The sequence below is a fragment of the Micromonospora costi genome (genome assembly GCF_003626655.1).
Classification (GTDB): domain Bacteria; phylum Actinomycetota; class Actinomycetes; order Mycobacteriales; family Micromonosporaceae; genus Micromonospora; species Micromonospora costi.
Genome location: NZ_RBAN01000003.1, coordinates 532,929 through 558,804 on the forward strand (window position 1 = coordinate 532,929; position 25,876 = coordinate 558,804).

Sequence of the window (25,876 nt, forward strand, 5' to 3'; positions counted from 1 at the left end):
CACACCGCGGCCCGACGCTCGCGCGAGCCGGACCCTGCCGGCCCGCCGGAGCTCGCGGACCCCGCGATACGGGACGGTCAGCCCAACCGGGCGACGACCGGGCGGAGCGCCGCCGCCACGTCCGGCGCGGTCACCGGGCCGCCCCGGGCCGCCTCCCGGCCGGCCAGCCCGTGCAGGTACGCGGCCGCGGCGGCCGCCCGCTCCGCCCGCACCCCGCCGGCCAGCAGCGAGCCGAGCAACCCGGCCAGCACGTCCCCCGTGCCGCCGGTGGCCAGCGCCGGGGTGCCGGTCGGGTTGACGTACGCCCGGCCGTCCGGCGTGCCGATCACCGTGCGGTCGCCCTTGAGCAGCACCACCGCGTTCATCCAGGCGGCGAGCCGCAGCGCGGCGGCCACCCGGTCGGCGCCCGGTTCCTCGCCGCAGAGCCGCGCGAACTCGCGGTCGTGCGGGGTGACCACGATCGGGGCGTCCCGCTTGCGCAGCTGGTCGGCCAGGGAGCCGTCCACGAGCAGGGTGAGCGCGTCGGCGTCCAGGACCACCGGCACCGGCGCCGCCAGCACGGCCCGCAGCTCGGCGGCCGCGTCCTCGCCGGTGCCGAGCCCGGAGCCGCAGACCCACGCCTGCACCCGGCCGGCGTCGGCGACCCGCCCGGTGGCGATGACCGAGGGGTGCTGGTGCAGCACCTCCTCCCGGGCGCCGCCGGCGTACCGGACCATCCCGGTCGGCCCGGCCAGCGCACCGCCCACCGACAGCACGGCGGCGCCCGGGTACGTGGCCGAGCCGGTGGCCACCCCGACCACCCCGCGGCTGTACTTCTCCGACGACGGGCCGAGCCCCGGCCACCAGTCGACGACGTCCGACCACTCGGTGACGCGCAGCGCCGGCGTGCCGCGCAGCCACGGCGCCAACCCGATGTCGACCAGCTCGACCTGACCGGCGAGCGGCGCGGCCGGGCCCACCACCAGGGCCGGCTTCAACGCGCCGAACGTGACCGTCACGTCGGCCCGGACCGCGCTCGGCCGGCCGGACGGTGTCACCGGCACATGGCCGGTGTCCACCGAGACCCCGCTGGGCACGTCCACCGCCACCACCGTGGCGCGTACGCCGTCGCGCCCGCAGTGCCGCACCAGGCTGGCCGCCAGCTGGTCCGCGGTGTCCCGCAGGCCGCCCGTACCGCCGATCCCGACGATCCCGTCGAGCACCAGGTCGACCACCGCAGGTGGGCGCTCCACGACCCGGCCGCCCGCGGCGCGCAGTGCGGCGAGGCCCTCGGCGTGCGCCCGGCCCGGGGTGAGCAGCAGCGCCGAGACGGCCGCGCCGCGCCGGGCCAGGTGCGCGCCCGCGAAGAGGGTGTCGCCGCCGTTGTCGCCCGAGCCGACCAGCAGGAGCACCCGGGCACCGTAGACGCCACCCCGGTCGGCCAGCAGCAGCGCGCAGCGGCGGGCCAGACCGGTCGCCGCGCGTTGCATGAGCGTCCCGGGCGGCAGCGTGGCCATCAGGCCCGCCTCGGCCGCGCGTACGTCCGCCACCCGCCACACCGGTCTCATGCCGCCGGCCCCCCGTCCCACGTCCCGGGCGCGCCCACCGGCGGCCCGACCGATCTCAGCGTTCCGCGACCACCATCGCCGACGCGATCCCGCCGTCGTGCGACAGCGAGAGGTGCCAGCGGTTGACCCCGCGTTCGACGGCGGCCGCGGCCACCGTGCCGGAGACCGTCAGCCACGGACGGCCGTCCGGATCCGGCACGATCTCGCAGTCGTGCCAGCTCAGCCCTGCGGGCGCGCCGAGCGCCTTGGCCACCGCCTCCTTGGCGGCGAACCGGGCGGCGAGCGACTCGGGCGCACGCGGGTTGCCGGAGCGCGTGTAGCGCTCCGCCTCGGTGAACAGCCGGTCGGCGAGCAGCGGCGTCCGCGCCAGGGCCCGGGCGAACCGGTCGACCAGCACGACGTCGATGCCGACAGCGACGATCACGAGCCCACCCTAACCGGCACGCGGGCGGCACATTAGCCGCCGGCCACGCACCGGGCAACGCCTGTGGACGACCCCGGCGTACGCCCACGGCCCGCCGTCCACAGGGCGTCCCGGATCACGGGCGCCGCCCCTAGCGTCGGTGCCGTCGATGCCGGTCCGCACGGGGGTGAGGGATGACGGAGGAGCCGTTCGGCGTCCGACCGGAGGCGCTGCGCGGGGTGGCCCGCGCGCTGGACGCCGACGCGTACGGGCTTGCGCACGGGCTGACCGGGGTGCCCGGGCTGGTCGTGGCCGCCCCGGAGTGGTCGACCGGCGCGGCGCTGGCCGGGCTGGAGGCGGCGGTGCACGGCTGGCTCGGCCGGCTGGGCGGCCGGGTGGCGGCGACGGGCGGCGCGGTCCGGTCGGCGCTGGAGGCGTACCAGGCCGCGGACGAGCGAGCCGCCCGCCGCCTGGGCGCGCTGCCCCGATGACCGGCCTGGCCATCGGCTACGCGCAGCTCTGGGCGGCCGACCCGGCGGCGTGGCGGGCCGCCGGGGCGGCCTGGGCAGGCTTCGCGGCCCCGGTCGGCCGGCGGGCCACCGAGCTGCGGGCGCGCGCGGCGGAGCTGGGCGGCGGGTGGTCCGGCGCCGCGGCCACGGTGGCCGGTTCCCGGGTCACCGGGCTGGCCGCCGAGCTGACCACGGTGGTGCCCGCGTTGATCGAGGCCGACCAGGTGCTCGCCGAGTTCGCGGCACGGCTCGCCGCCGCGAAGGGCCGCCTGGCCGCCGCGGTGGCGCTCGCCGACGCGGCCGGCCTGTCCGTCGACCGGGACGGCCGCGTCGGCCCCGATCCGGCCCGGGCGCGGCCCGGCGAGCGGGACGGCCCGGCGGCGGCCCGGGTGGCGGCGGCGCTGCGGTCGGCGCTCGACCTGGCCGGTGCCGCCGACCGGGTGGCCGCGGCACGGCTGGCCGACCTGGCCGCGGCCACCGCGACCGGCTGGCAGTCCCCACCGCCTCCCGGCCGCCCCGCCCCGGGCACCGAGCCGAGCCGGGTGCGCGCCTGGTGGGCGGGGCTGACGCCGGCGCAGCGGCGGTGGCTGGTGGCACACGAGCCGACGCTGGTCGGCGGCCTGGACGGGGTGCCCGTGTCGGGGCGCGACCAGGCCAACCGGCTGCTGCTCGGCGCCCACCGCGCGGCCCTGCTCGCCGACCGGGCGCGCCTGCTGGCCCGGCTGCCGCCGGGGCCGGTCGACACCGCCCGGTTGCACCTGCTCGACGCCCGGCTCGCCGGCCTGGACGCGCTCGCTGAGCGGCTGGGCGGGGCGGGCGGGCCCCGCGCGTACCTGCTGGGGCTGGACCCGGCGGGTGAGGGGCGCGTGGTGGTCGCGCTCGGCGACCCGGATCAGGCCGACCGGGTGCTCACCTACGTGCCGGGAATGACCGCCGGCCTCGACGACGCTCCCGGCGAGCTGGCGCGCACCGCGCGCGTGCTGGGTCGCTGCGCCGAGCTGGCGCCGGGCGAGCGGAGCGCGGCGGTGCTGTGGCTGGACTACGACGCCCCGGATTTCCTGCACGAGGCGGTCACGGCCGAGAAGGCCCGGGACGCCGGCCCGGCGCTGCACCGTTTCCAGGAGGGGCTGCGGGCCACCCACGACGGCCCGCCCGCCCGGCAGACCGTGCTCGGGCACAGCTACGGGTCGCTGGTGGTCGGCACGGCCGCCCGCGACCACGGCCTGGCCGCCGACGCCCTGGTCTTCGTCGGCTCACCGGGGGTCGGTGTGGCGCACGCGGCCGACCTGCGCCTCCCGGCCGGCGAGGTGTGGGCGAGCAGCGCGCCCGACGACGTGATCCGGCTGGCCCGCCCACCGGACGACCTGGCGCGGCGCGCGCTGTCCGTGACGTCCCCGCTGGCCGCGGCGCTCGGGTGGGCGGGGCGCGACGGGCACGAGCTGTGGTTCGGCCACGATCCGGCCGATCCGGGCTTCGGCGGGCGGGTCTTCGGCAGCGGCCGGCACGGCCACGCCGGCTACTGGGACGCGGACAATCCGGCGCTGGACGGCATGGCCCGCATCGTGCTCGGCCGCTGACGGGGCGCATGTGGGCGGGCCGACCGGGGTCACCGTCGAGGCCGGGAACGACGAGGTCCCGGCCGCCGGGAGTGGCGGCCGGGACCCGGGTGGGTCGGGTTACTCGACGGTGACCGACTTGGCGAGGTTGCGCGGCTGGTCGACGTCGTGGCCGCGGGCGGCGGCGATCTCGGCCGCGAGGATCTGCAGCGGCACGGTGGTGACCAGCGGCGAGAGCAGGGTGGGCGTACGCGGCACGTAGATCAGGTGGTCGGCGTAGCGGACGACCGCCTCGTCCCCCTCCTCCGCGATCACGATGGTCCGCGCGCCCCGCGCCCGCACCTCCTGGATGTTGGAGACCACCTTGTCGTGGAGCACGCCCCGGCCGGCCGGCGACGGCACCACGCAGACCACCGGGGTGCCCTTGTCGATCAGCGCGATCGGCCCGTGCTTCAGCTCGCCGGCGGCGAAGCCCTCGGCGTGCATGTACGCCAGCTCCTTGAGCTTGAGCGCGCCCTCCAGCGCCACCGGGTAACCGACGTGCCGGCCGATGAAGAGCACGGTCGGCTCGGCCTTCAGCTCCCGAGCCAGCTCGCGCACCGGCTCGATGCGGTCGAGCAGTTCCCGGAGCTTGGCCGGCACCTCCTGGAGCTGCTCGACCACGGCGGCCACCTCGTCGGCGTACTTGATGCCGCGTACCTGGGCCAGGTGCAGGCCGATCAGGTAGCAGGCGACCAGCTGGGTGAGGAACGCCTTGGTGGAGGCCACGGCGATCTCGGGGCCGCCGTGGGTGTAGAGCACGGCGTCGGACTCGCGCGGGATAGTGGAGCCGTTGGTGTTGCAGATGGCCAGCACCCGGGCCTTCTGCTCCTTGGCATGCCGCAGCGCCATGAGGGTGTCCATCGTCTCGCCGGACTGCGAGATCACCACGATGAGGGTGGACCGGTCGAGCACCGGGTCGCGGTAGCGGAACTCGCTGGCCAGCTCCACCTCACAGGGAATCCGGGTCCAGTGCTCGATGGCGTACTTGGCGACGAGGCCCGAGTGGTACGCGGTGCCGCAGGCGACGATGAAGATCTTGTCGACGTCGCGCAGGTCCTGGTCGCTGAGGCGGACCTCGTCGAGCATGATCTCGCCGGATTCGGTGAGCCGGCCGAGGAGCGTGTCGGCGACCGCCTGCGGCTGCTCCTCGATCTCCTTGAGCATGAACCAGTCGTAGCCACCCTTCTCGGCGGCGGACGAGTCCCAGTCGATGTGGAAGTCCTTGCCGCTCGCCGGCTGCCCCGCGAAGTCGGTGATCTCGATGGTGTCGCCGGTGATCAGCACGATCTGGTCCTGGCCCAGCTCCACGGCGTCGCGGGTGTGCTCGATGAACGCGGCGACGTCGGAGGCGAGGTAGTTCTCCCCCTGGCCCCGGCCCACCACGAGCGGCGAGTTGCGCCGGGCGCCCACCACCGCGCCGGGCACGGCGGAGTCGACGGCGAGCAGGGTGAACGCGCCCTCCAGCCGCTGGCAGACCACCCGCATGGCGGCGGCGAGCAGCTGCGGGCCCTCCGGGTGGCCGGCGGAGCGCAGGTCGGCCAGCGCGCCCGCGAGCAGGTGCGCGGCGCACTCGGTGTCGGTGTCGCTGGTGAACTGGACGCCGTCGGCCTCCAGCTCGGCGCGGAGCTTCGCGAAGTTCTCGATGATGCCGTTGTGGATGACCGCGACCCGGCCGTCCGGGGAGACGTGCGGGTGGGCGTTGCGGTCGGTGGGGCCGCCGTGGGTGGCCCAGCGGGTGTGCCCGATGCCGGTGGTGCCGTCACCGATGCCGATGGGGCTGGCCGCGCAGGACGACGGGTCCTCGGCGGCGCGCTCGGAGAGCACCTTCTCGAGGTTGGCCAGCTTGCCGGCCTTCTTCTCGGTCAGCAGCTCCCCGTCGCACACGATGGCGACGCCCGCCGAGTCGTAGCCGCGGTACTCCAGCCGCCGCAGCCCGTCCAGCACGATGCCGAGCGCCGGCCGCGCGCCGGCGTAACCCACGATTCCACACATGGTCCGCAGCCTAACCCAGTTTCGCTCATCGCGCGTGCGCGAAAGTCCGGCAAACAATCACACCACTTGAGCGAACGGTCGACGGACACCGCCATCCGGGTCGAATCCCCGGCCTGGAGTGCCGCGACGCGGTCGCCCACCGCCCCCCGCCTACCCGTACATTGAGGGCCGCAACCGGCGGGCGGGCGACAACCTCGCCGGTGGGCACCCCCTCGTCGCGGCGGGCCGCCGCGTCCGTCCCCGGAGCAGACCAGATGTCCGAGGTGTCACCCTCCGCCGACCCGACCCCATCGGCACCGGCCGACCCGAGCCCGCCGGCCGCGCCGGTTCCGGGGCCGTGGACCGCGCCGGATCCGGGCCCGTGGGCGCCTCCCGATGCGCGCGGGCCGGCCGGCCACGGTCACGGCCCGGTTCCCGCCGCCGCGCCGCCGCCGGCCGGTTGGGTCCACCCGCCGGCCCCGGGCACCGTGCCGCCCGGCTGGCCTCCACCGCCGATCCCCGGCGCCACGCCGCCGGGCTGGTCCGCGCCAGGCCGTCAGGCGTACGGGCACCCCTGGCCGTACGGCCACCCCGCCGCCCCGCCGGCCCGGCCGCGCAAAGGCTCGGCTGTCGGCGCGACCGTCGCCGTGGCCGCCGTGCTCGTGCTCGTTCTCTGCGGCGCCCTCGGCGCGGTCGCCCTGCTGCGCTGGTCGGACATGCCGAGCCCGGACGGCCCGGTGGCCGAGCAGCCGTACGACGGCCCGTTCTACGAGGGCGAGGACGACGAGGAGGACGACGAGGAGCCGTGGCCCGTGTCACCGGCGTTGACGGCGTCCGGCGCGCCGGGCACAACCCGCGTGGTCTACGAGGTCACCGGTGACGGCCCGGTCGCGCTCGAGTACTACGACGCGAACGGCGACTTCGTGCAGGAGCCGGACGTGGCCTTGCCCTGGCGGCTGGACCTCAGGAAGCAGAATGCCGACCGGCTCATGGTGCTCGCGCACACCTCGGACGGGCAGGCGCGGCTCACCTGCCGGATCACGGTGAACGGCCGGACCGTCGACCGCCAGACGGCCACCGGCTACGGCACGAGCTGCTTCGGCTGAGGCCGCCGGGCGGACGACACGTAGGCTGGCCGCGCCCGCCGACCGGTCCCACCCCCCTGGAGCAGCCATGCCCGAGGAGCATCCACCCTCCGAACCGCCGGAGCCGTCGGCGGCCCCGCACCCGTGGGCGCCGCCCGACCAGCCGTCGGCGCGCCTCTCCGATCCCTGGCTTCCGGTCGACCCGCATCCGTGGGGGGCGCCCGCCCCGTCCGCCGCGACCCACCCGTACGGCGGCGAGCCGGCGGCCGACGCGCACCGTCCCCGTCCGGCCCAGGGCCGGCGGCTCCGGCGGGTGGTGATCGGCGCGGCGCTCGCCGTGGCGCTCCTCGTCGGCGGCGGCGTCGGGATCGCCGTCTCCATCAGCGACGGTCCCGCCGACGAGGCACGGGACGAGCCGGCAGCCGAAAGCCCGTGGCAGGACCGGGGGAACGCCGAGGCCGCGGCGGACGCGTCGCCGACCCCGTCGGCCGCGCCCGCCACGACGCCGTCCACCGGACCCGGCCGCATCTCGGTGGTCTACGAGGTGACCGGACAGGGACGGGCCGACGTCCTCTACTCCGACGCGAACGGTGAGCCGGTCTGGGTGGACGGGGCGCGGCTGCCGTGGCGGAAGAGCATCCGGACCGATCGCCGCGACCAGGTGATGGTGCAGGTCGGCAGGACCGACGCGACGACCGGGGAGCAGATCGCCTGTTCGCTGGCCGTGGACGGCGAGGCACCGGTGACGGAGGAGGTCGACGGCCACGCGTGGCGCGCCAGCTGCTTCGGCTGAGCGGCCGGTCGAGCCGGCGGTCGGGCGTCGTAGGCTGGCGGGCGTGACGACGACGACCACCGATGCCGACCCGCTGGTGGCCCGGATGCGGCCGTTCGGCACGACCATCTTCGCCGAGATGTCCGCCCTCGCCGTCCGCACCGGCGCGGTCAACCTGGGGCAGGGCTTCCCCGACACCGACGGCCCGCCGGAGATGCTGGCCGCGGCGGCCGAGGCGCTGCGCTCCGGGCAGAACCAGTACCCGCCCGGGCCGGGGATTCCCGCCCTGCGCACGGCGGTCGCGGAGCACCAGCGCCGGTTCTGGGGGCTGGAGTACGACCCGGACGGCGAGATCGTGGTGACGGCGGGCGCCACCGAGGCGGTCGCCGCCGCGATCCTCGCCCTGTGCGAGCCGGGCGACGAGGTGGTCTGCTTCGAGCCGTACTACGACTCGTACGCCGCCTCGATCGCCCTGGCCGGCGCGGTCCGCCGGCCGGTCACGCTGCGCCCCGCGGACGACGGCCGGTACGCCTTCGACCCGGCCGCGCTGCGCGCGGCGTTCGGCCCGCGGACCCGGCTCGTGCTGCTCAACTCGCCGCACAACCCGACCGGCAAGGTGTTCACCCCGGCCGAGCTGGCGCTCGTCGCCGAGCTGTGCCAGGAGCACGGCGCGTACGCGGTGACCGACGAGGTGTACGAGCACCTGGTCTTCACCGACGCGTCCGCCCCGCACGTCCCCCTCGCCACGCTGCCCGGCATGCGGGACCGCACCCTGCGCATCTCCTCGGCCGGCAAGACGTTCTCCTGCACCGGGTGGAAGGTCGGCTGGGCGAGCGGGCCGGCCGCGCTGGTCTCCGCGGTCCTCCGGGTGAAGCAGTTCCTGACGTTCGTGAACGCGGCGCCCCTCCAGCCCGCGGTCGCCGTGGCGCTGGGCCTGCCGGACGCGTACTTCACCGGGTTCCGCTCGGACCTGCAGGCACGCCGGGACCAGCTGGTCGCCGGGTTGACCGACGCCGGCTTCGAGGTGCTCGCGCCCGAGGGCACGTACTTCGTGACGGCCGACGTGACCGCGCTCGGCGGCCGCGACGGCGTGGAGTTCTGCCGCTCGCTGCCGGAGCGGTGCGGCGTGGTGGCCGTGCCGACGCAGGTCTTCTACGACGACGCCGAGGCCGGGCGGCGGCTCGTCCGCTTCGCCTTCTGCAAGCGCCCGGAGGTGCTCGCCGAGGCGGTCACGCGCCTACGCCGCCTCGCGGCCGCCTGAGCCGTACCCTAGCCGGCCGCTCTGGCCGCCCCGGGTTCGTCCGTGGCGGGCGGCTCCGCCGGACGGCGGTTCGCGGCGATCGTGGCGAGCAGTGTTCCGCCGTCGGCGAGCAGCACGGACTCCGCGTCGTCCACGAAGGCGAGGTCCGCCTCCACGTGGCGGCTCGCGGCCGCGAGGAGCAGCACCACCACCGGATCCTTCTCGGCGCGCCGGAGGCCGTCGAGGTTGCGCAGTTCGCGTAGCAGGTGCCCGCGCTGGTTGCCGAGCACGCCGCGGACGGTGGAGGCGGAACCGGACCGCGCGGCGGCGGTCACCTTGAGGAAGAAGTCGTCCCGGAAGCCTCCGCTGCGCGGGCTCGGCGCACCCAGCCAGCGGTCCAGTTCGGCGCGGCCGTCATCGGTGATCTCGTAGACCACCCGGTCGGGCTTGACCGGCTGGGGCTGGCGTTCGGCGACCACCAGGCCGTCGCGGGAGAGCCGGTCGAGGATCTGGTAGAGGTGCCCGATGTTGAGCGGCCCCCACTGTGGACCGACGGCGCTCTCGAACTCGCCCTTCAGCTCGTAGCCGTAGCTGGGCCCGCGGGCGAGCAACGCCAGGACCGCGTGCTGGATCGCCATCGTGTCCTCCGATTTCAGGCTTGCATTGTGACAATGTAACGCGCAGAGTGAGGGACAGCACAACGGGGAGGCGCGAAAATGCTCAGGTTCATCTGGGGCCAGCTTCGCGGCCGTGCGGGCCGGTCGGTGGCGCTCATGGTCGGCGTGCTCGTGGCGACGACCGGGTTCGTCGTGCTCACGGGCGCCACCACCACCTCCCGCCTGGACATCACCGGCGCGGTGGAGCGCAACACCCGGGCCGCCTACGACATCCTGGTCCGTCCCAAGGGGACGCGCACTCCCCTGGAGGCCGAGCGCCGCCTGGTCCAGCCCAACTACCTCTCCGGCCTCTTCGGCGGCATAACCCCCGCACAGTACGAGCAGGTGAGGCAGATCCCGGGCATCGACGTGGCCGCTCCGATCGCGATGCTGGGCTATTCGACCTCGTCGGTGCGGGTCCGGTTCGACCTGACCGACGCGGTCGACCGATCCTTGGAGCGGCAGGTCATCCGGCTCGACCCGACCTTCATGGCCGAACGTGGGCTCTCCACCGCTCCCAGCAGGCCGCGCTACGTGTACGTGACAAAGCGCCCACTGATCTACCCCGAGTGGGACGGGGACCGGAACGATTCCTCGTCTCCGTACTCGGACGGCCGAACATACCGGTACAACCCAGAGTGCGGGGAGGTCCCACGGGAGGCGCTCCCCGGTGGACGGAGCGAACCGATCTGCGACCCGCAGCTGATGGTGCAGCCTGCGAACGGTGGGCTGACCTCCGAACGGGAGAGCTGGAGTGTCGACACCGTCCGACTGCTGCCCGATGGGCGTTTCGAGGCGAACAGCTGGCTGCCCGACCGCGCCCAACGCGTCGTCACCGACCAACTGGTGGTCACCTACCGGGTGACGGTGCCGTTCCTGCTGGCCGCCGTCGATCCCGACGCGGAGCAGCGCCTCGTCGGCCTGCGCGACGCGGTGACCGAGGGCCGCCCGCTCCGGCCGGACGACACCACCACCGAGACCCCGCTCGGACCCGGCGCGCTCCAGCGGTCGATCCCGGTGTTGAGCACCAGCCGTCCCTACCTCGACGTGACCGTGCGGTCCGCCCTCACCCGGCTGCCGCAGGCGCGGCCCGCGGGGCTTGACGTGGACGAACTGGAGCGGACGATGCGCCGCGCCACCGGGATCGGCGCCGGGGTCCGGGAGTACGCGCTGACCGACGGGTATCGCGACCTGCTCGCCGAAGGCATCTCCGACACCGGCTGCTGCATGGGCGACATGCAGACGATCATCCAGGCGGGCGCCCCGGAGTACGAGCGACTTCCCGATGGCACCCTCCGAGCTGTCGCGCGACCAGCCTTCGATCCCGCGCTCTACGGCGGCCAGAACAATCTCAACTTCCGCCCCCGTCCGTGGCTGGCCGATGACAGCGGCTTCCGCCCGGTGACCGCCCTGCCGCAACCGCCAACGGGCTCGAACCTCCAGATCCGGGTCTGGCGGACCGTCGGCGTCTTCGATCCGGAGAAGCTGAGCGGGTTCAGCGACCTGTCCCGGGTACCGCTGGAGACGTACGAGCCGCCACGCACCGACGGTGCCGACGAACGTAGCCGCCAGGCGCTGGGCGGCCGGCCGCTGGAGCCGAGCGGCAACCCGGCCGGCTACCTCTCCTCTCCGCCCCTGCTGCTCACCAGCCTCGCCGCGGTGCCGAAGCTGCTGGAGGGCGATGCCAACCGGACCCGGACCGCGCCGATCAGTGCGATCCGGGTCCGGGTGACCGACGTCGCCGGCTACACCGAGCGGTCCGCCGAGCGGGTCCGGCTCGTCGCCGAGCGGATCGCCGACAGGACCGGGCTGGACGTCGATCTCACCTTCGGCTCCTCTCCCGCTCCGCAGACCGTGGAGCTGCCCGCGGGCTCGTTCGGCCGGCCCGAGCTACGGCTGACCGAGCCGTGGTCGGCGCTCGGCGTGGCCTCGGTCATCACCCGGGCCGTGGACCGCAAGAGCGTGGTGCTGTTCCTCCTGGTGCTGGTGGTCTGCGCGCTGTTCCTCGGCAACGCGGTCAGCGCCGCCGTCCGGGACCGGCGGCCCGAGCTGGCGGTGCTCGCCTGCCTCGGCTGGCCGGTCCGCCGGATCGGGGCGCTGATCCTCGGCGAGGTCGCGTTGCTCGGGCTCGGGGCGGGCCTGCTCTCGCTGGCCCTCGCGGTGCCGCTCGGCGCCGCGCTCGGCATCGAGGTCGACTGGCGGCGGGCGGCGTTGGCCGTACCGGTGGCCCTGCTGCTCGCGCTGGCGGCGGGCGCGGTGCCGGCGCTGCGGGCCGCGCGCGCCCACCCGGCCGGCGCGCTGCGCCCGGTGGTGGCGGGTGCCCGCCGGGTACGCCGCCCGCGCACCCTGGTGGGCCTCGCCGTGACGAACCTGCTGCGCACACCCGGACGCACACTCCTCGGCGCCGGCGCCCTGGCGATCGGCGTGGCCGCGCTGACGCTGGTCACGGCCGCGGCGTACGCCTTCCGCGGCACCATCGTCGGCAGCCTGCTCGGCGACGTGGTGTCGCTCAGCGTGCGGGGCGCGGACACGGCGGCGGCCGCCGCGACGGTGCTGCTCGGCGCCGCGGCGGTGGCGGACGTTCTCTACCTCAACATCCGCGACCGGGCCGCCGAACTGGCCACCCTGCGTGCGCTGGGCTGGACCGACGGCGCGCTGGCCCGGCTCGTCGGCTACGAGGGGCTGGCGCTGGGCGTTGCGGGCGCGATGACCGGGGCGGCCGTGGGTCTCGGCGGCGCGGCCTGGATGATCGGCGGCCTTCCCGGCGCACTGGTCCTGGTCGCCACGCTGGTCGCCCTCGGCGGAGTGCTGGTGACCTCCCTCGCCGCCCTCGTGCCCACCACCCTGTTGCGCCGCCTCCGGACGGCACGCCTACTGGCAGAGGAGTAGACGATGAGCGAGCACACCGGCAGCACGGTCTCGGTGGAACACCTGGTCCGGCGGTTCGGCAGCGGCGCGGAGCGGCTGACGGCGGTCGACGACGTGTCGTTGACGATCGGGGCCGGTGAGGTGGTGGCACTGACCGGGCCCAGCGGGTCGGGCAAGTCGACGCTGCTGCACCTGATCGGCGCGATCGAGCAGCCCGACGAGGGGACGGTCACCGTCGACGGCGTGGACGTCACCGGTCTCCGCCGGGCGGGGCTGGCACGCTACCGGCAGCGGGTCGGCTTCGTCTTCCAGCGCTACCACCTGCTGCCCGCGCTCACGGTGCTGGACAACGTGCTCGCTCCCGTGCTGCCCCGCCGCGGTCGCGCCGACCACCTGGCTCAGGCCCGCGACCTGATCGACGCCGTGGGCCTGGCCGGGCGGGAACGTGCCCTGCCCGCGCACCTCTCCGGCGGGCAGCAGCAGCGGGTGGCCATCGCCCGCGCGCTGATGGGCCGGCCCGGCCTGCTGCTCGCCGACGAGCCCACCGGCAACCTCGACTCGACCACGGGCGCCCAGATCCTCGACCTGCTGCTCGGCCTCCGGGAGCGGCACGGCCTGACGATCCTGCTCGCCACGCACGAGCAGGCGGTCGCGGCGCGCTGCGACCGCCTGGTGAGGCTGGGCGACGGCCGGGTCGTCGAGGACCTCGACCTCACCGACGGCGAGGACCCGGCCGACACGTACGACCGGGTCGCCCGCCTGCGGCTCTGACGCGTCCTAGGCGCCGACGGGGCTCGCGTTGCGAACCTGGTCGGCGATCCGCTCGGCCACGGCACGGGCGGTCGACTCGGTGGCCGCCTCGACCATCACCCGGACCAGGGGCTCGGTGCCGGAGGGGCGCAGCAGCACCCGGCCGGTGCCGTCCAGCTCGGCCTCGGCCCGCTCGACCTCGGCTCGTACGGCCGGCGCCCCGGCGCCCACGGTACGGTCGCCGACCGGCACGTTGATGAGCACCTGCGGGAGCTTGGTCACCACGGCGGCCAGGTCGGCCAGAGTGCGGCCGGTGGCCGCCATGCGCGACATGAGGTGCAGGCCGGTGAGCACGCCGTCGCCCGTGGTGGCGTACGCCGGCATGACGATGTGCCCGCTCTGCTCGCCGCCCAGCGCCAGCCCGGACGCGCGCAGCTCCTCCAGCACGTACCGGTCGCCGACCTTCGTCTCGACCAGGCGGATGCCCTCGGCGGACATCGCGAGCCGCAGGCCGAGGTTGCTCATCACCGTGGCGACCAGGGTGTCGTCGGTGAGGGTGCCGGCCTCCCGCATGGCCAGCGCGAGGATCGCCATGACCTGGTCGCCGTCCACCTCGTCGCCGGCCGCGGTCACGGCCACGCAGCGGTCGGCGTCGCCGTCGTGCGCGATGCCCAGGTGCGCGCCGTGCTCGACCACGGCGGCGCGCAGCGCCTCGATGTGGTTCGACCCGCACCCGTCGTTGATGTTGAGCCCGTCCGGCTCGGCGTGGATGGCGATCACCTCGGCGCCGGCCTCCCGGTACGCGGCCGGGGCCACGTCGGCCGCCGCGCCGTTCGCGCAGTCGACCACGACCTTGATCCCGTCGAGCCGGTGCGGCACGGTCCCCACCAGGTGCTGCACGTAGTGGTCCGCGCCGTCGAGCAGGTCGTGCACCCGCCCCACGCCGGCACCCACCGGCCGCTCCCAGGCGGTGGTGGCGTTCGCCTCGACCGCCGCCTCGATCTTCATCTCGATCTCGTCGGGGAGCTTGTGCCCGCCCGCGGCGAAGAGCTTGATCCCGTTGTCCGGCATCGGGTTGTGCGACGCGGAGAGCATCACGCCGAGGTCCGCCTTGGCCTCCGCGGTCAGGAACGCCACCGCGGGTGTGGGCAGGACGCCGACGCGGACCACGGTGGCCCCCGCGCTGGTGAGCCCGGCCACCACGGCCGCCTCCAGCATCTCGCCGCTGGCCCGGGTGTCCCGGCCGACCACCGCCACGGGCGGATGGCTCCGGTCCGTCTCGGCGAGCGTGTGGGCGGCGGCGACCGCCACCGCGAGCGCCAACTCAGGGGTGAGATCCACGTTCGCCCGCCCGCGGACGCCGTCCGTGCCGAACAACCGACCCATACCCGCCAACCTCCGATGAACGGTCGAAGAAGGAGAAAGCGAAACGGCCGGCCACCTCCCAGGCGAGGGGAGGCGGACCGGCCGTCCGTCAGACGTACAAGGTGGTGCTGAAGGTCAGCGCTTCGAGTACTGGGGAGCCTTACGGGCCTTCTTGAGGCCGTACTTCTTGCTCTCCTTGACCCGGGCGTCCCGGGTCAGGAAGCCCGCCTTCTTGAGGGCCGGGCGGTCGTCCGGCTCGTTCACGATCAGGGCCCGGGCGATGGCCAGCCGGAGCGCGCCGGCCTGACCGGTGATGCCGCCGCCGCGCAGGTTGGCGATGACGTCGAACGCCTCCGGCTTCTCGGCGGTCACCAGCGGGTCCTTGATCAGCTGCTGGTGCACCTTGCTCGGGAAGTAAGCCTCGAGGTCCCGGCCGTTGCAGGTGATCTTGCCGGTGCCCGGCACGATCCGCACCCGCACGATGGCCTCCTTGCGGCGGCCGACGGTCTGGATCGGGCGGTCACCACGGGGCGCGCGGGCGACGGGCGCCGGCGCCTCGGTGGCCTCGGGGGCGACCTCGGTGGCGGTGATGTCGGTCATGCTGCTTCCTTCGCCCGCGCTCACTGCGCGATCTGCTTGATCTCGAACGGCACCGGCGACTGGGCGCCGTGCGGGTGCTCGGCACCGGCGTAGACCTTCAGCTTCTTGATGAGCTGACGGCCGAGCTTGTTGTGCGGGAGCATCCCCTTGACGGCCAGCTCGATGGCCCGCTCGGGACGCTTGGTGAGCAGCTCGTCGTAGCCGACCTGCTTCAGACCACCCGGGTAGCCCGAGTGGCGGTAGGCGATCTTCTGCTGCCGCTTGTTGCCGGTCAGCGCCACCTTGCCCGCGTTCACGATGACGACGAAGTCGCCCGTGTCGACGTGCGGCGCGAAGGTCGGCTTGTGCTTGCCACGCAGCAACGTGGCGGCGTGGGTGGCCAGGCGGCCCAGCACGACATCAGAGGCGTCGATGACGTGCCACTGACGCTCGATCTCACCCGGCTTCGGGCTGTACGTACGCACAGGTCTACCTTGTCTCGTCGTCGGTCTGGGGTCGCGCGCCGGGTCACCAGGCGCGCACGAACGACCAAGCGTACCTGATGTGGCACGCCTCTGGATGTCGTACAACAGCAGGCAACGATACCGAACGCCCCATCGGCTGGTCAAAACGGGGTCCCGCCCCGCGCGCCAGCGCGGCCGGGCGGTGAGCGGCGACACTCAGATCTGCTGGATGATCCGCAGCGCCCGGCCCACCCGGAGCATCGTATCGGTGTCGGCGACGTCCACGCACTCGGTGAACCACTTCTTCATGGGCGAGGAGACGCGGTCGGGCATCACCACGTAGCCGCCCATGGGCACGGCGAGCGGCGAGTCGCGCAGCAACGCCTGCTCGACCACCTCGGCCACGATCACGATGGGTACGTCGGTGGAGTTGTAAACGTCCGAGCTGATCACCAGGCCGAGCCGTTCCCGGGCGCCCTCGATGCGCCAGACCTCTCCCCTACGCAGCACGCGGACGCCCGCGGAAAAGCAGGTCGTCGACCATGTCCACCTCGCGGGCATCGGCCAGGGCGGCCGACTCGAGATCCATGCCGGCGCGGCCGACGGCGGCGGCGTGCGCCGCGAAGACCTCGCGCAGCGCCTTCTCCCGGGCCGCCTGGTCCATCCACGCCGAGAGCGACAGCCCCTCGCGCTTGGCGAACCGCCGGGCCTCCTCGATCGTCTCGTCGGAGAACGACAGTGTCACCTTGGCAGTCATGACCGGGAGACTACCCAGTGGTATGACCACCAGTCATCCCGCGCGCCGCCGGTAACCGCCCCGGACCCGCCAGAACGCCCAGGACGGGACGATCCGCCCGCCCAGCCAGGCCGCCCGCCCAGTCAGGCTGCCCACCCGGTCAGGCCGCCCGTCCTCCGAACACCGCGAACCGCCACTCCTTGAAGAAGCAGTCCACGTCCACCAGGCCGGCCTCGGCCAGCCAGGCGCACTGGTCGGCGACCGGCGCCGGCCGGTCGTACGCCATCCGCGCCCGGGCGGCGGCGATCTCCTCGGCGTCCGAGCCGAGCGCCGTGATCCGCTCCAGCCACACCTCGTCGTACCGGCGGTCCAGCGCCGGGGTGGGGCCGGCCACCTGCTCGGCGTTCACGAAGACGCCGCCGGGCGCCAGGGCGGCCGGCAGCCGGTGGTAGAGGGCCCGCTTGCCCGGGTCGTCGAGATGGTGGATCGCCAGGGCGCTGACCACCGCGTCGTACCGGCCGGCGGGCAGGGGGTCGGCCAGGTCGGCGAGCAGCGTCCGGTGCGCGACGCCGCGTTCCCGCAGCCGCTCGGCGGCCACGGCCAGCATCGCGGGCGCGGCGTCGACGAGGGTGAGCCGGACCCCGGGCACCGCCGCGGCGAGCAGCAGCGACAGCAGGCCCGTGCCGGCGCCCAGGTCCAGCACCTCGGGGGTACGCCCGGCGGCCAGCGCGGCCCGCAGCGGCGGCGCGGCGACCTCGACGGCCGTGCCGTAGAAGGTCTCGAAGCACGGGACCAGCCGGCGACGAGCGTCGTCGTAGGTGCCGGCGACGGCGTCGAAAGCGTCCGCGACCGTCATCGGGGTCTCCCATCATGCGGGACAATGCTCCCATATTCTAAACCTTCCCCCTGGCCCACGGGAGAACGGGACACCGCGCCGGGGGGTGCCCACGCGATTGACCGGGCCGAAACAGACCGGACGCGGGCCGGAAACCGCCCGGCGGCACGCTTGGCCGACATGACGGACGGTGCACGCTCGGCCACCCGGTCGGGGGGCGCGCGGGACCTGGCCGGCTTCACCGTCGGGGTGACCGCCGACCGCCGGCGCGACGAACTGGCCGCGCTGCTGCAACGGCGCGGGGCCCGCGTGGTGGTCGCGCCGGCGCTGCGGATCGTGCCGCTGGCCGACGACACCCAGTTGCGCGAGGCGACCCGCTCCTGCGTCGACCGGCCGCCGGACGTCCTGGTGGCGACCACCGGCATCGGGATGCGGGGCTGGCTGGAGGCGGCACACGGGTGGGGGCTGGCGGACCCGCTGCGCTCGGCGCTCACCGACGCGTACGTGGTGGCCCGGGGCCCCAAGGCGCGCGCCGCGCTCCGGACCGCCGGCCTGCCCGACCGGTGGAGTCCCGCCTCGGAGACGTGCGAGGAGGTGGTCGAGCACCTGCGCCGGCGCGGGGTCGCCGGGCAGGTGGTCGCCATGCAGTTGCACGGCGAGCGGCAGCCCGAGTGCACGCGGGCGCTGGAGGCGGCCGGCGCCACGGTGATCGAGGTGCCCGTCTACCGGTGGGCGCCACCCACCGATCCGGCGCCGCTGTACCGGCTCGTCGACCTGGTCGCCGGCCGGCTCGTCGACGCGGTCACCTTCACCGCGGCCCCGGCCGTGGAGGCGCTGCTGCGGGCCGCCGGCGACCGCGTCGACACCGTGCTGGACGCGTTCCGCGCCGACGTGCTGGCCGCCGCCGTGGGCGCCGTGACCGCGGAACCCCTGCGCCGGCACGGGGTGCCGGTCCGCACACCGGAGCGGGCCCGGCTGGGCGCGCTCGTGCAGACCGTCGTCGACGAGCTGCCCGGCCGCGCGATCACCTGCAAGGCGGCGGGCCACCTGCTCACCCTGCGCGGGCATGCCGCGGTGATCGACGGGGAGCTGCGGTCGCTCGCGCCGGGCCCCATGGCGGTGCTCCGCGAACTCGCCCGGCACCCCGGCCGGGTGCTGTCGCGCACGGCGTTGCTACGGGCGCTGCCCCGAGGCGCGGACGAGCACGCCGTGGAGATGGCCGTCGCCCGGCTCCGCGCCGGCCTGCGCGCCCCCCGCCTGGTGCAGACCGTCGTCAAACGCGGCTACCGCCTCCGCGTCGACTGAGCCGCGCCGCCCCGGACGATCCCGGGGCCGCGCCGGCGCCCGCGCCGGATCAGCCGACGGGCGCCGGGAATCCCCGGCCGTGCTCGGCCTGCAGCCGCGCCATGGCGTGCTCGACGACGGTCACCAGCACCTGCTTGACCGACTCCCGGTGCCGGGCGTCGGTCATGATCAGGGGCACCTGCGGCGAGATGGCCAGCGCCTCGCGGACCTCCTCCAGCTCGTACCGCGGCGCGCCGTCGAAGGCGTTCAGCGCCACCACGTACGGCAGGTTGCGGTTCTCGAAGTAGTCCAGCGGCGCGAAGGCGTCGGTGATGCGGCGGGTGTCCACCAGCACGGCGGCGCCCACCGCCCCCCTGATGATCTCGTCCCACATGAACCAGAAGCGGGTCTGGCCGGGCGTACCGAACAGGTACAGGATCAGGTCCTGCGCCATGGTGATACGGCCGAAGTCCATGGCGACGGTGGTCGTCTCCTTGCCCGGCACCTTGGACGGATCGTCGATCCCGACGCCGGCCGCCGTCATCACCGCCTCCGTGGTCAGCGGTGTGATCTCGGAGATCGAGCCGACCAGCGTCGTCTTGCCGACGCCGAAACCGCCCGCGACGACGATCTTGGCGGACACGATCCCGCGGCTCTGCTGCCCCCTCGCGGGGTCATAGCCTGCGAAGTCCACTTAGCACCCTTCCCAGCAGTTCCATCCGCTCCTCGAACCCCTCGGCGGGAGCAGCAGCGTGTAACGTCAGCAGGCCCTCTGCCACCATGTCGGCGACCAGCACCCGGGCGACGCCGAGCGGCATCCGGGTGTACGCGGCGATCTCCGCCAACGACTGCGCCCGGCCCTCGCAGACGGTGGCGATGCGGTGCTTGTCATGCCCCGCGAAGCGGGACTCGGCGGCCTGGGTGGCCGTGGCCATGAGGACCGCCTCCAGGGCGATGTCCTGACGGGGCTCGGTACGGCCGCGGGTGACCGCGTACGGCCGTACCAGCGCACCGCGCGGGTCGCGCCGTGGTTCCATCCGCGATCACCTCCTCTCCGTGCCGGCGCCTGCCGGTCCTCCTGTTCCCCGCCCCCCGGTCGCCGTCCGGCCGGGGCGCCCGGTGGGCTACGAGCGCACCGCGTCCCGGGGCAGCGGCACCAGCGCGGCGCCGACCCGTTCCACCAGCAGCGCCATCTCGTACCCGACCTGGCCCACGTCGCAGCTGCGCGCGGCCAGCACGGCCATCGACGAGCCGTCGCTGATCGACATCAGGAAGAGGTAGCCGCTGTCCATCTCGATGACCGTCTGCAGCACCCCACCGGCACTGAACATCCGGGCGGCGCCGTCGGTCAGGCTCACCACACCGGACGTGATCGCCGCGAGCTGGTCCGCCCGGTCCGGGGGGAGGTCCCGGGACGAGGCGAGCAGCAGCCCGTCGGCGGACACCGCCACCACGTGGGCGATGCCCGCCACGCTGTCGGCGAAGTTGGTGAGCAGCCAACCCATGTCCTGCATGGCCGCTGGCCTGTTCATCGGGTCTCCTTGGTCGAGGTGCGGGTCTGGTCCGTTCCGGCCGTCCGGCCGCGCTGCACGCCGCGGTGGTAGGCCGACAACAGACCACGTACGTCATCCGGGGTGCGCCGCGTGCGTTCCCGGCCGCCGCGCGGCTCGATGCCGCCCGGCACGAGTTGCGCCTGGGGCACCCGCTTCGGCAGGCCGGAACGGGTCGTACCCGCGCTGGCCGGCTCGGCCGCCCGGCTGGCACGCGACCAGCCCTCGTCGGCCGCCGTCCGCCAGGCCTCCGGGTCGGTCGCCGCCGACGGGGTCGCCGACGACGCGGCGGACGCTGCCGGGGCCGCTGACGCCACCGGGGCCTCGGGAGGCGTGGCGGCCACGGGCGGTGTGCTGACCGGCGGCGCGTACGACGGCGGTGGCGGCTGCGGCGGCGGAGTGGTGCCGGTGCTCCCGGGAGTGCGGGTGGGCAGCGGAGGCGCCGCCGCGGGGGCCGGGGCACCCGTGGCCGGCGCGGTGGTGTTCCCGGCTCCGGCCGGCGGCTCGTCGAACTGCGGCCGGGCGAAGATGGCGGTGGCGTCGTTGCCGTGGGAGCGGAACCACACCGCCTCCAGGTCCCGGAAGATCGGGGCCTCGGCCACGGGCTCCGGCCGGGCCGCGATGGGCGGCGGCGTGGCCGGCATCGCGGGCGGCATGGCCGGCATGGGCGGCGGAGCCGGCGCCGCCGGCGGCACGACGGGAGAGGCCGGCGGCGCGGCGGGCGTGGTGCCGGCGAGCGAGCCGAACTGCCGCGCCGACGGGGCCGGCGTGTCGGTGAGGCCGCTGGCCGGCGCGCGCCGCGGCAGCGGGGCGAGGGTCGGGTGGGCGGCGGTCGGGTTGTCCGCGGCCAGCCCGCCGTACGACGGCTGGGCCGGCGGCGGGGTCGCCGTCAGGCCACCGGCCGACACGGTCGGCGCGGTAGCCCGGGCGTCCACGGGCGACGGCCACGGCGCCGGGGCGGGTGCGCTGGTGGGCCACTGCTCGGTCAGCGTCGCCGCCGAGGTGAGGCCGGTACGCGGCTCGGCCACGGCGACCGGGCTGAGCGGCGCCTGCTCGACCGCCATCGGCTGGCGCGGCCGGGTCAGCGCCTGGTCCCGACCCCGCTGGGCGGGAAGCACCACCGTCGAGTTCGGCAACGTCACCTGCGCGACGGTGCCGCCCTCCACGTTGCGACGCAGCTCCACCCGGATGCCGTAGCGGGACGCGAGCCGGCTCACCACGGCGAGACCCATGAGCCGGAACGCCGCGACGTCCACCGTCGGCGGCGCGGCGAGCCGGCGGTTCAGCGAGTCCAGCTGCTCGTCGGTGAGACCGAGGCCCCGGTCCTCGATCTGGATCAGCACGTAGTCGCGGATGCGCCGGCCGTCGGCGACCACGACCGTGTTCGGCGGCGAGAAGCGGGTGGCGTTGTCGAGCAGTTCGGCGACCAGCCGGACGACGTCGTTGACCGCGTGCGCGGCCACCGAGATGTCGGTGTCCACCGTGCCGAACTCGATGCGCGCGTACAGCTCGACCTCGGACTGCGCGGCCCGCAGCACGTCCACGAGCAGGGCGTCGTCGCGCCGCGGCACGGCCGAGTCGGCGCCCGCGAGGACCAGCAGGTTCTCGTCGTTGCGGCGCATCCGGGTGGCCAGGTGGTCGAGTTCGAAGAGCTGGGCCAGCCGCTTCGGGTCCTCCTCACCCCGCTCGATCGCGTCCAGCTCGCCGATCATCCGGTCGACCAGCGTCTGACTGCGCCGTGCCAGGTTGAGGAACATCGCCGAGACGCTCGTCCGCAGCGCGGCCTGCTCGGCCGCGATACGCACCGCCTCCCGGTGTACGACGTTGAAGGCCGAGGCGACCTGGCCCACCTCGTCGCGGTTGGTCAGCTTGATGGGGTCGTGGACCTCGCGGACGATCTCGTCCACGCCGCCCTCGCCGACGCTGCCCATGTTCTGCAGGCGCTGCACGGCGTCGGGCAGGTCGCGGTTGGCCACCGACAGGGCGCCCTCCCGGAGCCGGCGCAGCGAGTCGTTGAGCGACCGGGCCAGCACCACGGCGAGCGAGACCGCGATGACCAGGGTCAGCAGCACCAGGACCGATTCGAGTACGGCCTGCCGGATGACGTCCGACCGCGCCTGGTCGGTCTGTGCGTAGAGCTGGTTCTGCAACTGGACCTCGGCCCAGCGCATCAGGTCGTTGACGGCGCCGATGGCGGCAGTGGCGTCCTGCGCGGTGACGAGCGGACGCTGCCCGACCGAGCGGGTGATGTCGGCGGCCACCCGGTCGGCGAGACCGACGGCGTCACCGGAGACGGTGCTGTTCACGAGGGCCCGCTGCGACGGGTCGGCGGCCAGCGAGAAGGCGAGCAGCGCCTCCTGCTGGCTGGTGAGCGTGGCCACGAACGCGGAGAACTGCTCCTCGTCGAGCTGGCCGGCGCTGAGCGCCGTGAAGGCGACCGCCTGCTCCTCGGCGACCGCCGCCTTGGCGCGGGCGAACGCCGCGACGGCGCGCCGGCTGTCGGACAGGCGCTCGCTGCCGGGCAGCTGGGCGAGCCCGTCGCCGTACGAGACGAGGTCGGTGAGGATGACGCCGTAGCGGAGCACCGCCTCGGCGACGGCCATCTGCCGGCGGTCCAGCACCTCCTGCCGGGTGCTGTCCAGCGTCTCCAGGTGACCGTCGATGGCGGCCAGCCGGTCCTGGACCGACGTCGGCACCTCACCGATGCGCCGGCGCTCCTCGCGGTACGCGTCGATGCGCTGCTGCGTCTGGCGCACGCGCAGGTTGTAGGCGTCGGCCTGCTGCTGGGGCGCGGCCAGGTAGGCCGCCGCGGCCATCCGCTCGGCCTGCAGATCCTGGGTGAGGGCGGAGACGTCACGGGACAGCTCGGTCAGTGACCGGGCCTCGCTCGCCTCGTACGCGCCCTGCCCGACCGAGATGAGGCGGACCGTGGCCAGCGCGATGACCGCGGCGACGGGCACCACCAGGATGAGCGCCAGCTTCGACCGGATCCGGGCGTCGCGCAGCCGCGGCAGTCGACGACGGGACGGCCGCGCGTTCGCACGGGTCTCGGGCAGGGTCGTCGGTCCGGTGCTCACGACATCGCCTCCGTCGTTTCTTCCACGCCTGAACCGAGAAACCGTGCCGGGCGCGGTGGGCGGCGGCACGCGCGGCACGGCCGCGATTTCATCAGAGACGCTCCTGTTTGGGAAGCCGCAGCCGGGCAGATAACGGTCGCACCGCGCGCACCCCGTGTTCCGGTCAACTGATACCTTCAATTCCGCAAGCCCGTGAACAGGGCATGTGACTCCAGAGTGGTCACACGTGTATGCACCGTGACGGTTTGCAAACATCGCGTGTCCCCAACATGTGGGACGGCCGTCCCGAAACGACCGTTGACGCCCGCGCTTGACCGCAGCGCCCCACCGTTGGCAAGGTTTTGCAGGCTTCGCGCACACGGTACGGCACACTCTTCCCGTCCCTCCACTGAGGACGGACTAGCGGCGGTGACCGGGCAGCGCCCGCGCCCGCACCTGGAGGACGACTTGAGCCCCATCCGCTCCACGACCATCGCGGCTCTCGCATCCGTCGTGCTGGCCGGCACACTCACCGGCTGTTCGTTCGGCGCCGAGGAGGCGGCGGCGAGTCCGATTGTGATCGCCGCGGACCTCGAACTCTCCGGCGCCGCGGCACCCGTCGGCAAGGCGTACCAACGTGCGCTGGAACTGAAGGTCGAACAGCTGAACTCCTCGGGTGCGCTCGGTGGCCGGCGAATCGAACTGAAGGTGAAGGACAACCGTTCCGACGCCAGCGAGTCATTGCGCAACATCGGCGATTTCAGCAGCGACGGCCAGGTGAGCGCGATCATCATGGGCGGCTGCAACGAATGCGCGATCGGCGCGGTCCGCACCATCAACGAGAAGAAGATCCCCACCATCGCCCTCGCCACGTCCGGCGCGGTGGCGAGCCCGGTCGCCGACCGGCGGTACGTGTTCAAGCTCGGCCCGAACGCCGCGGACAGCGCCGCGGCCCTCGCCTCCGAGCTGGACCGCAGGGGCATCCGCGAGGTCGCCCTGCTGCACAGCGCCGACGACTACGGCCGCGAGGGGCTCACCGCCCTCCAGCGTGAGTTCGGCAAGTCCGGTGTCAAGTCGGTACGCGAGGCCGCCGTCCGGATCACCGACACGGACGTCAGCCAGCCGGTGCGGACGCTCACCTCGCGCAAGCCCGACGCGCTGATCGTCTGGACCCCGCCGGAGCAGGCGATGCTGGCGGCCGCCGCGGCGCAGCAGGTCGGCTTCAGCGGCTCGCTCTACTTCGACGCGGGCGCCGCCGGCGACCTGTTCCTCGGCGAGTCCGCCAAGGCCACCGAACGGGCCACGCTGATCTTCACCCAGACCATGGTCATCGACGACGTGATCGCCACGACGCCCGCCAAGGCGGCCCGCCGGCAGTGGTTCCAGGACTACACGGCCCGGTTCGGTGGGTACAACGGCGCGTCGTCGTTCGCGGCCGACGCCGTGCAGCTCATCGCGGACGCGCAGCTGCGGGCCGGCGGCCCGGCCGACCGGGTCAACCGCGACGGCATCCGCGACGTGCTCGAGACGTCGCAGTTGGACGGTCTCTCCGGCCCCATCCGGATGACGCCGGACAACCACTCCGGGCTGATGCCGCAGGCTCTCACCACGCTCGTGGCCCGTAACGGCCGCTGGCGTCTCGCGGGCTGACCGACGCACCGCGGGCCGGCTCCCCTGACAGGGGGCCGGCCCGCGGTGCGTTCCGGGAGATTCCGTCCGGTCAGCGGCTGCTGGTGGTGGCCCGGACCCACGGCAGGGCCAGGCGCTCGATCAGCGCGAGGGCCGCGTAGAGCAGGATGCTGACCAACGCCACCAGCATGATCGCCGCCCAGGAGGTGGCCGTGTCGCCCACGCCCGCGTACTGCTGGATGACGTAGCCGAGGCCACCCTCGCCGGCCTGGAACTCACCGATGACCGCGCCGATCGCGGCCAGCGGCATACCGACCTTGAGGCCGACGAAGATCTGCGGCAACGCGGCCGGGAAACGCACCTTGCGGAACGCCTGCCACCGCGAGGCGTTCCAGGAGCGGACCAGCTCCGCGAGGTCCGCCGGCGTGGTGGTGAGGCCGGTCGCCGTGGAGAGCACGATCGGGAAGAAGCAGAGCAGGAAGACCATGGTGAGAATGGGCTTCTGGCCCCAGCCGAAGGCCACCACCAGCAGCGGCCCCAGCGTGATCTTCGGTACCGCGTTCACGGCGACGAGCAGCGGCGTGAACATCCGCTCCACCGTGCGGGACGTCGCCAGCGCCAGCCCGATCAGGACGCCCGCCACCACGGACAGCGCGAACCCGATGAGGATCTCCAGCATCGTGTCGCCGGTGTGCTCCAGCATCAGCGCCGGCTTGTCGACGAACGCGGTGAGCACGTCCCCCGGTGGTGGCAGGGCCGCCGGGTGGATCAGCTCCAGCCGGGCGGTGAGCCACCACACCGCGAAAGCGATCAGCAGACCCACGGCGGGCAGCAGCGAGGCGCCGGCCCCGGCGGCCCGTGCGCCGACGGCCCTGCGCGGGGCGCCCGCGGGAACGGTCTCCGCGGTCGCGGGCTCGGTCGCCGGCTCCGCCGAGCGGACCTCGGTCATGGTGTCCTCCTTGGTTCCTCCGGCCGGTGG

General features: G+C 74.5%; 24 protein-coding genes. 9 read left to right on the forward strand and 15 right to left on the reverse strand.

The features are described 5' to 3' along the window. Positions 1-77: 77 nt before the first annotated feature. Together D7193_RS19020 and D7193_RS19025 are read right to left on the reverse strand one after the other, a co-directional pair. Complete coding sequence (locus D7193_RS19020) at positions 78-1,547, reverse strand: NAD(P)H-hydrate dehydratase (RefSeq protein WP_120780862.1); 1,470 nt, start codon at positions 1,545-1,547, stop codon at positions 78-80. 55 nt (positions 1,548-1,602) lie between these two features. Then, a complete protein-coding gene (locus D7193_RS19025) occupies positions 1,603-1,971 on the reverse strand; it encodes a holo-ACP synthase (RefSeq protein WP_120780863.1) in 369 nt (122 codons plus the stop codon). Between the two features lie 173 nt (positions 1,972-2,144). Here D7193_RS19025 and D7193_RS19030 point away from each other — a divergent pair, with 173 nt between their 5' ends. Both D7193_RS19030 and D7193_RS19035 read left to right on the forward strand, forming a co-directional pair. Beyond that, positions 2,145-2,441 carry a hypothetical protein gene (locus tag D7193_RS19030; RefSeq protein WP_120780864.1) on the forward strand — a complete coding sequence of 99 codons (297 nt, stop codon included), beginning with the start codon at positions 2,145-2,147 and terminating at the stop codon, positions 2,439-2,441. Continuing rightward, positions 2,438-4,036 carry an alpha/beta hydrolase gene (locus tag D7193_RS19035; protein WP_120780865.1) on the forward strand — a complete coding sequence of 533 codons (1,599 nt, stop codon included), beginning with the start codon at positions 2,438-2,440 and terminating at the stop codon, positions 4,034-4,036. The genes D7193_RS19030 and D7193_RS19035 overlap by 4 nt, the downstream gene beginning before the upstream one ends. A gap of 99 nt (positions 4,037-4,135) precedes the next feature. Here the strand turns inward: D7193_RS19035 and glmS are convergent, their stop codons facing one another. Then, positions 4,136-6,049, reverse strand: a complete 1,914-nt coding sequence (glmS, locus tag D7193_RS19040; protein ID WP_120780866.1) for a glutamine--fructose-6-phosphate transaminase (isomerizing) — start codon at positions 6,047-6,049, stop codon at positions 4,136-4,138. A gap of 254 nt (positions 6,050-6,303) precedes the next feature. On the opposite strand from glmS, the gene D7193_RS19045 reads away from it, so the two are divergent. The 3 genes from D7193_RS19045 to D7193_RS19055 all read left to right on the forward strand — a co-directional run bounded on the left by D7193_RS19045 (position 6,304) and on the right by D7193_RS19055 (position 9,146). Then, on the forward strand, positions 6,304-7,134 hold the full coding sequence (locus D7193_RS19045; protein ID WP_120780867.1) for an MmpS family transport accessory protein: 831 nt from the start codon (positions 6,304-6,306) through the stop codon (positions 7,132-7,134). A gap of 67 nt (positions 7,135-7,201) precedes the next feature. Then, positions 7,202-7,906 carry an MmpS family transport accessory protein gene (locus tag D7193_RS19050; protein WP_120780868.1) on the forward strand — a complete coding sequence of 235 codons (705 nt, stop codon included), beginning with the start codon at positions 7,202-7,204 and terminating at the stop codon, positions 7,904-7,906. Positions 7,907-7,940: 34 nt separating this feature from the next. Continuing rightward, positions 7,941-9,146: a pyridoxal phosphate-dependent aminotransferase gene (locus D7193_RS19055; RefSeq protein WP_120780869.1), complete on the forward strand. Its 1,206-nt coding sequence runs from the start codon at positions 7,941-7,943 to the stop codon at positions 9,144-9,146. Positions 9,147-9,154: 8 nt separating this feature from the next. Here the strand turns inward: D7193_RS19055 and D7193_RS19060 are convergent, their stop codons facing one another. Further along, the gene (locus tag D7193_RS19060; protein ID WP_120780870.1) at positions 9,155-9,763 is read right to left on the reverse strand and encodes a PadR family transcriptional regulator; all 609 of its coding nucleotides are present in this window, start codon (positions 9,761-9,763) and stop codon (positions 9,155-9,157) included. 78 nt (positions 9,764-9,841) lie between these two features. Between D7193_RS19060 and D7193_RS19065 the strand changes: the two genes are divergently transcribed. Beyond that, on the forward strand, positions 9,842-12,670 hold the full coding sequence (locus D7193_RS19065; protein WP_120780871.1) for an FtsX-like permease family protein: 2,829 nt from the start codon (positions 9,842-9,844) through the stop codon (positions 12,668-12,670). Between the two features lie 3 nt (positions 12,671-12,673). Next, positions 12,674-13,420 carry an ABC transporter ATP-binding protein gene (locus D7193_RS19070; RefSeq protein ID WP_120780872.1) on the forward strand — a complete coding sequence of 249 codons (747 nt, stop codon included), beginning with the start codon at positions 12,674-12,676 and terminating at the stop codon, positions 13,418-13,420. Between the two features lie 6 nt (positions 13,421-13,426). On the opposite strand, the gene glmM is transcribed toward D7193_RS19070, so the two are convergent. From glmM to D7193_RS19100, 6 genes are all read right to left on the reverse strand, one after another. Continuing rightward, the gene (glmM, locus tag D7193_RS19075) at positions 13,427-14,785 is read right to left on the reverse strand and encodes a phosphoglucosamine mutase (RefSeq protein WP_120780873.1); all 1,359 of its coding nucleotides are present in this window, start codon (positions 14,783-14,785) and stop codon (positions 13,427-13,429) included. 114 nt (positions 14,786-14,899) lie between these two features. Beyond that, a complete protein-coding gene (rpsI, locus tag D7193_RS19080; protein WP_076466623.1) occupies positions 14,900-15,364 on the reverse strand; it encodes a 30S ribosomal protein S9 in 465 nt (154 codons plus the stop codon). A gap of 20 nt (positions 15,365-15,384) precedes the next feature. Then, positions 15,385-15,828 (reverse strand): 50S ribosomal protein L13, encoded by a 444-nt coding sequence (gene rplM / locus D7193_RS19085; RefSeq protein ID WP_120780874.1) that lies wholly within the window; start codon positions 15,826-15,828, stop codon positions 15,385-15,387. 195 nt (positions 15,829-16,023) lie between these two features. Further along, positions 16,024-16,368, reverse strand: coding sequence for a type II toxin-antitoxin system PemK/MazF family toxin (locus D7193_RS19090; RefSeq protein WP_174242666.1), 345 nt, complete (start codon positions 16,366-16,368; stop codon positions 16,024-16,026). Next, positions 16,307-16,564 (reverse strand): DUF6364 family protein, encoded by a 258-nt coding sequence (locus D7193_RS19095; protein ID WP_120780876.1) that lies wholly within the window; start codon positions 16,562-16,564, stop codon positions 16,307-16,309. The genes D7193_RS19090 and D7193_RS19095 overlap by 62 nt, the downstream gene beginning before the upstream one ends. 139 nt (positions 16,565-16,703) lie before the next feature. Beyond that, the gene (locus D7193_RS19100; protein ID WP_120780877.1) at positions 16,704-17,399 is read right to left on the reverse strand and encodes a class I SAM-dependent methyltransferase; all 696 of its coding nucleotides are present in this window, start codon (positions 17,397-17,399) and stop codon (positions 16,704-16,706) included. 159 nt (positions 17,400-17,558) lie between these two features. Here D7193_RS19100 and D7193_RS19105 point away from each other — a divergent pair, with 159 nt between their 5' ends. Then, a complete protein-coding gene (locus D7193_RS19105; protein WP_120780878.1) occupies positions 17,559-18,683 on the forward strand; it encodes a uroporphyrinogen-III synthase in 1,125 nt (374 codons plus the stop codon). Between the two features lie 49 nt (positions 18,684-18,732). Here D7193_RS19105 and D7193_RS19110 read toward each other — a convergent pair whose 3' ends face one another. From D7193_RS19110 to D7193_RS19125, 4 genes are all read right to left on the reverse strand, one after another. Then, complete coding sequence (locus tag D7193_RS19110) at positions 18,733-19,356, reverse strand: GTP-binding protein (protein ID WP_120780879.1); 624 nt, start codon at positions 19,354-19,356, stop codon at positions 18,733-18,735. Continuing rightward, a complete protein-coding gene (locus tag D7193_RS19115; protein WP_120780880.1) occupies positions 19,337-19,699 on the reverse strand; it encodes a DUF742 domain-containing protein in 363 nt (120 codons plus the stop codon). Before D7193_RS19115 ends, D7193_RS19110 begins: the two co-directional genes overlap by 20 nt. 87 nt (positions 19,700-19,786) lie before the next feature. Beyond that, the gene (locus tag D7193_RS19120; protein WP_120780881.1) at positions 19,787-20,194 is read right to left on the reverse strand and encodes a roadblock/LC7 domain-containing protein; all 408 of its coding nucleotides are present in this window, start codon (positions 20,192-20,194) and stop codon (positions 19,787-19,789) included. Continuing rightward, positions 20,191-23,289, reverse strand: a complete 3,099-nt coding sequence (locus D7193_RS19125) for a sensor histidine kinase (protein ID WP_120780882.1) — start codon at positions 23,287-23,289, stop codon at positions 20,191-20,193. The genes D7193_RS19120 and D7193_RS19125 overlap by 4 nt, the downstream gene beginning before the upstream one ends. Before the next feature lie 447 nt (positions 23,290-23,736). On the opposite strand from D7193_RS19125, the gene D7193_RS19130 reads away from it, so the two are divergent. Beyond that, positions 23,737-24,918 carry an ABC transporter substrate-binding protein gene (locus tag D7193_RS19130; RefSeq protein ID WP_120781367.1) on the forward strand — a complete coding sequence of 394 codons (1,182 nt, stop codon included), beginning with the start codon at positions 23,737-23,739 and terminating at the stop codon, positions 24,916-24,918. Positions 24,919-24,988: 70 nt separating this feature from the next. Here the strand turns inward: D7193_RS19130 and D7193_RS19135 are convergent, their stop codons facing one another. Beyond that, positions 24,989-25,846, reverse strand: coding sequence for an ABC transporter permease (locus D7193_RS19135; RefSeq protein ID WP_120780883.1), 858 nt, complete (start codon positions 25,844-25,846; stop codon positions 24,989-24,991). Between the last annotated feature and the right edge of the window lie 30 nt (positions 25,847-25,876).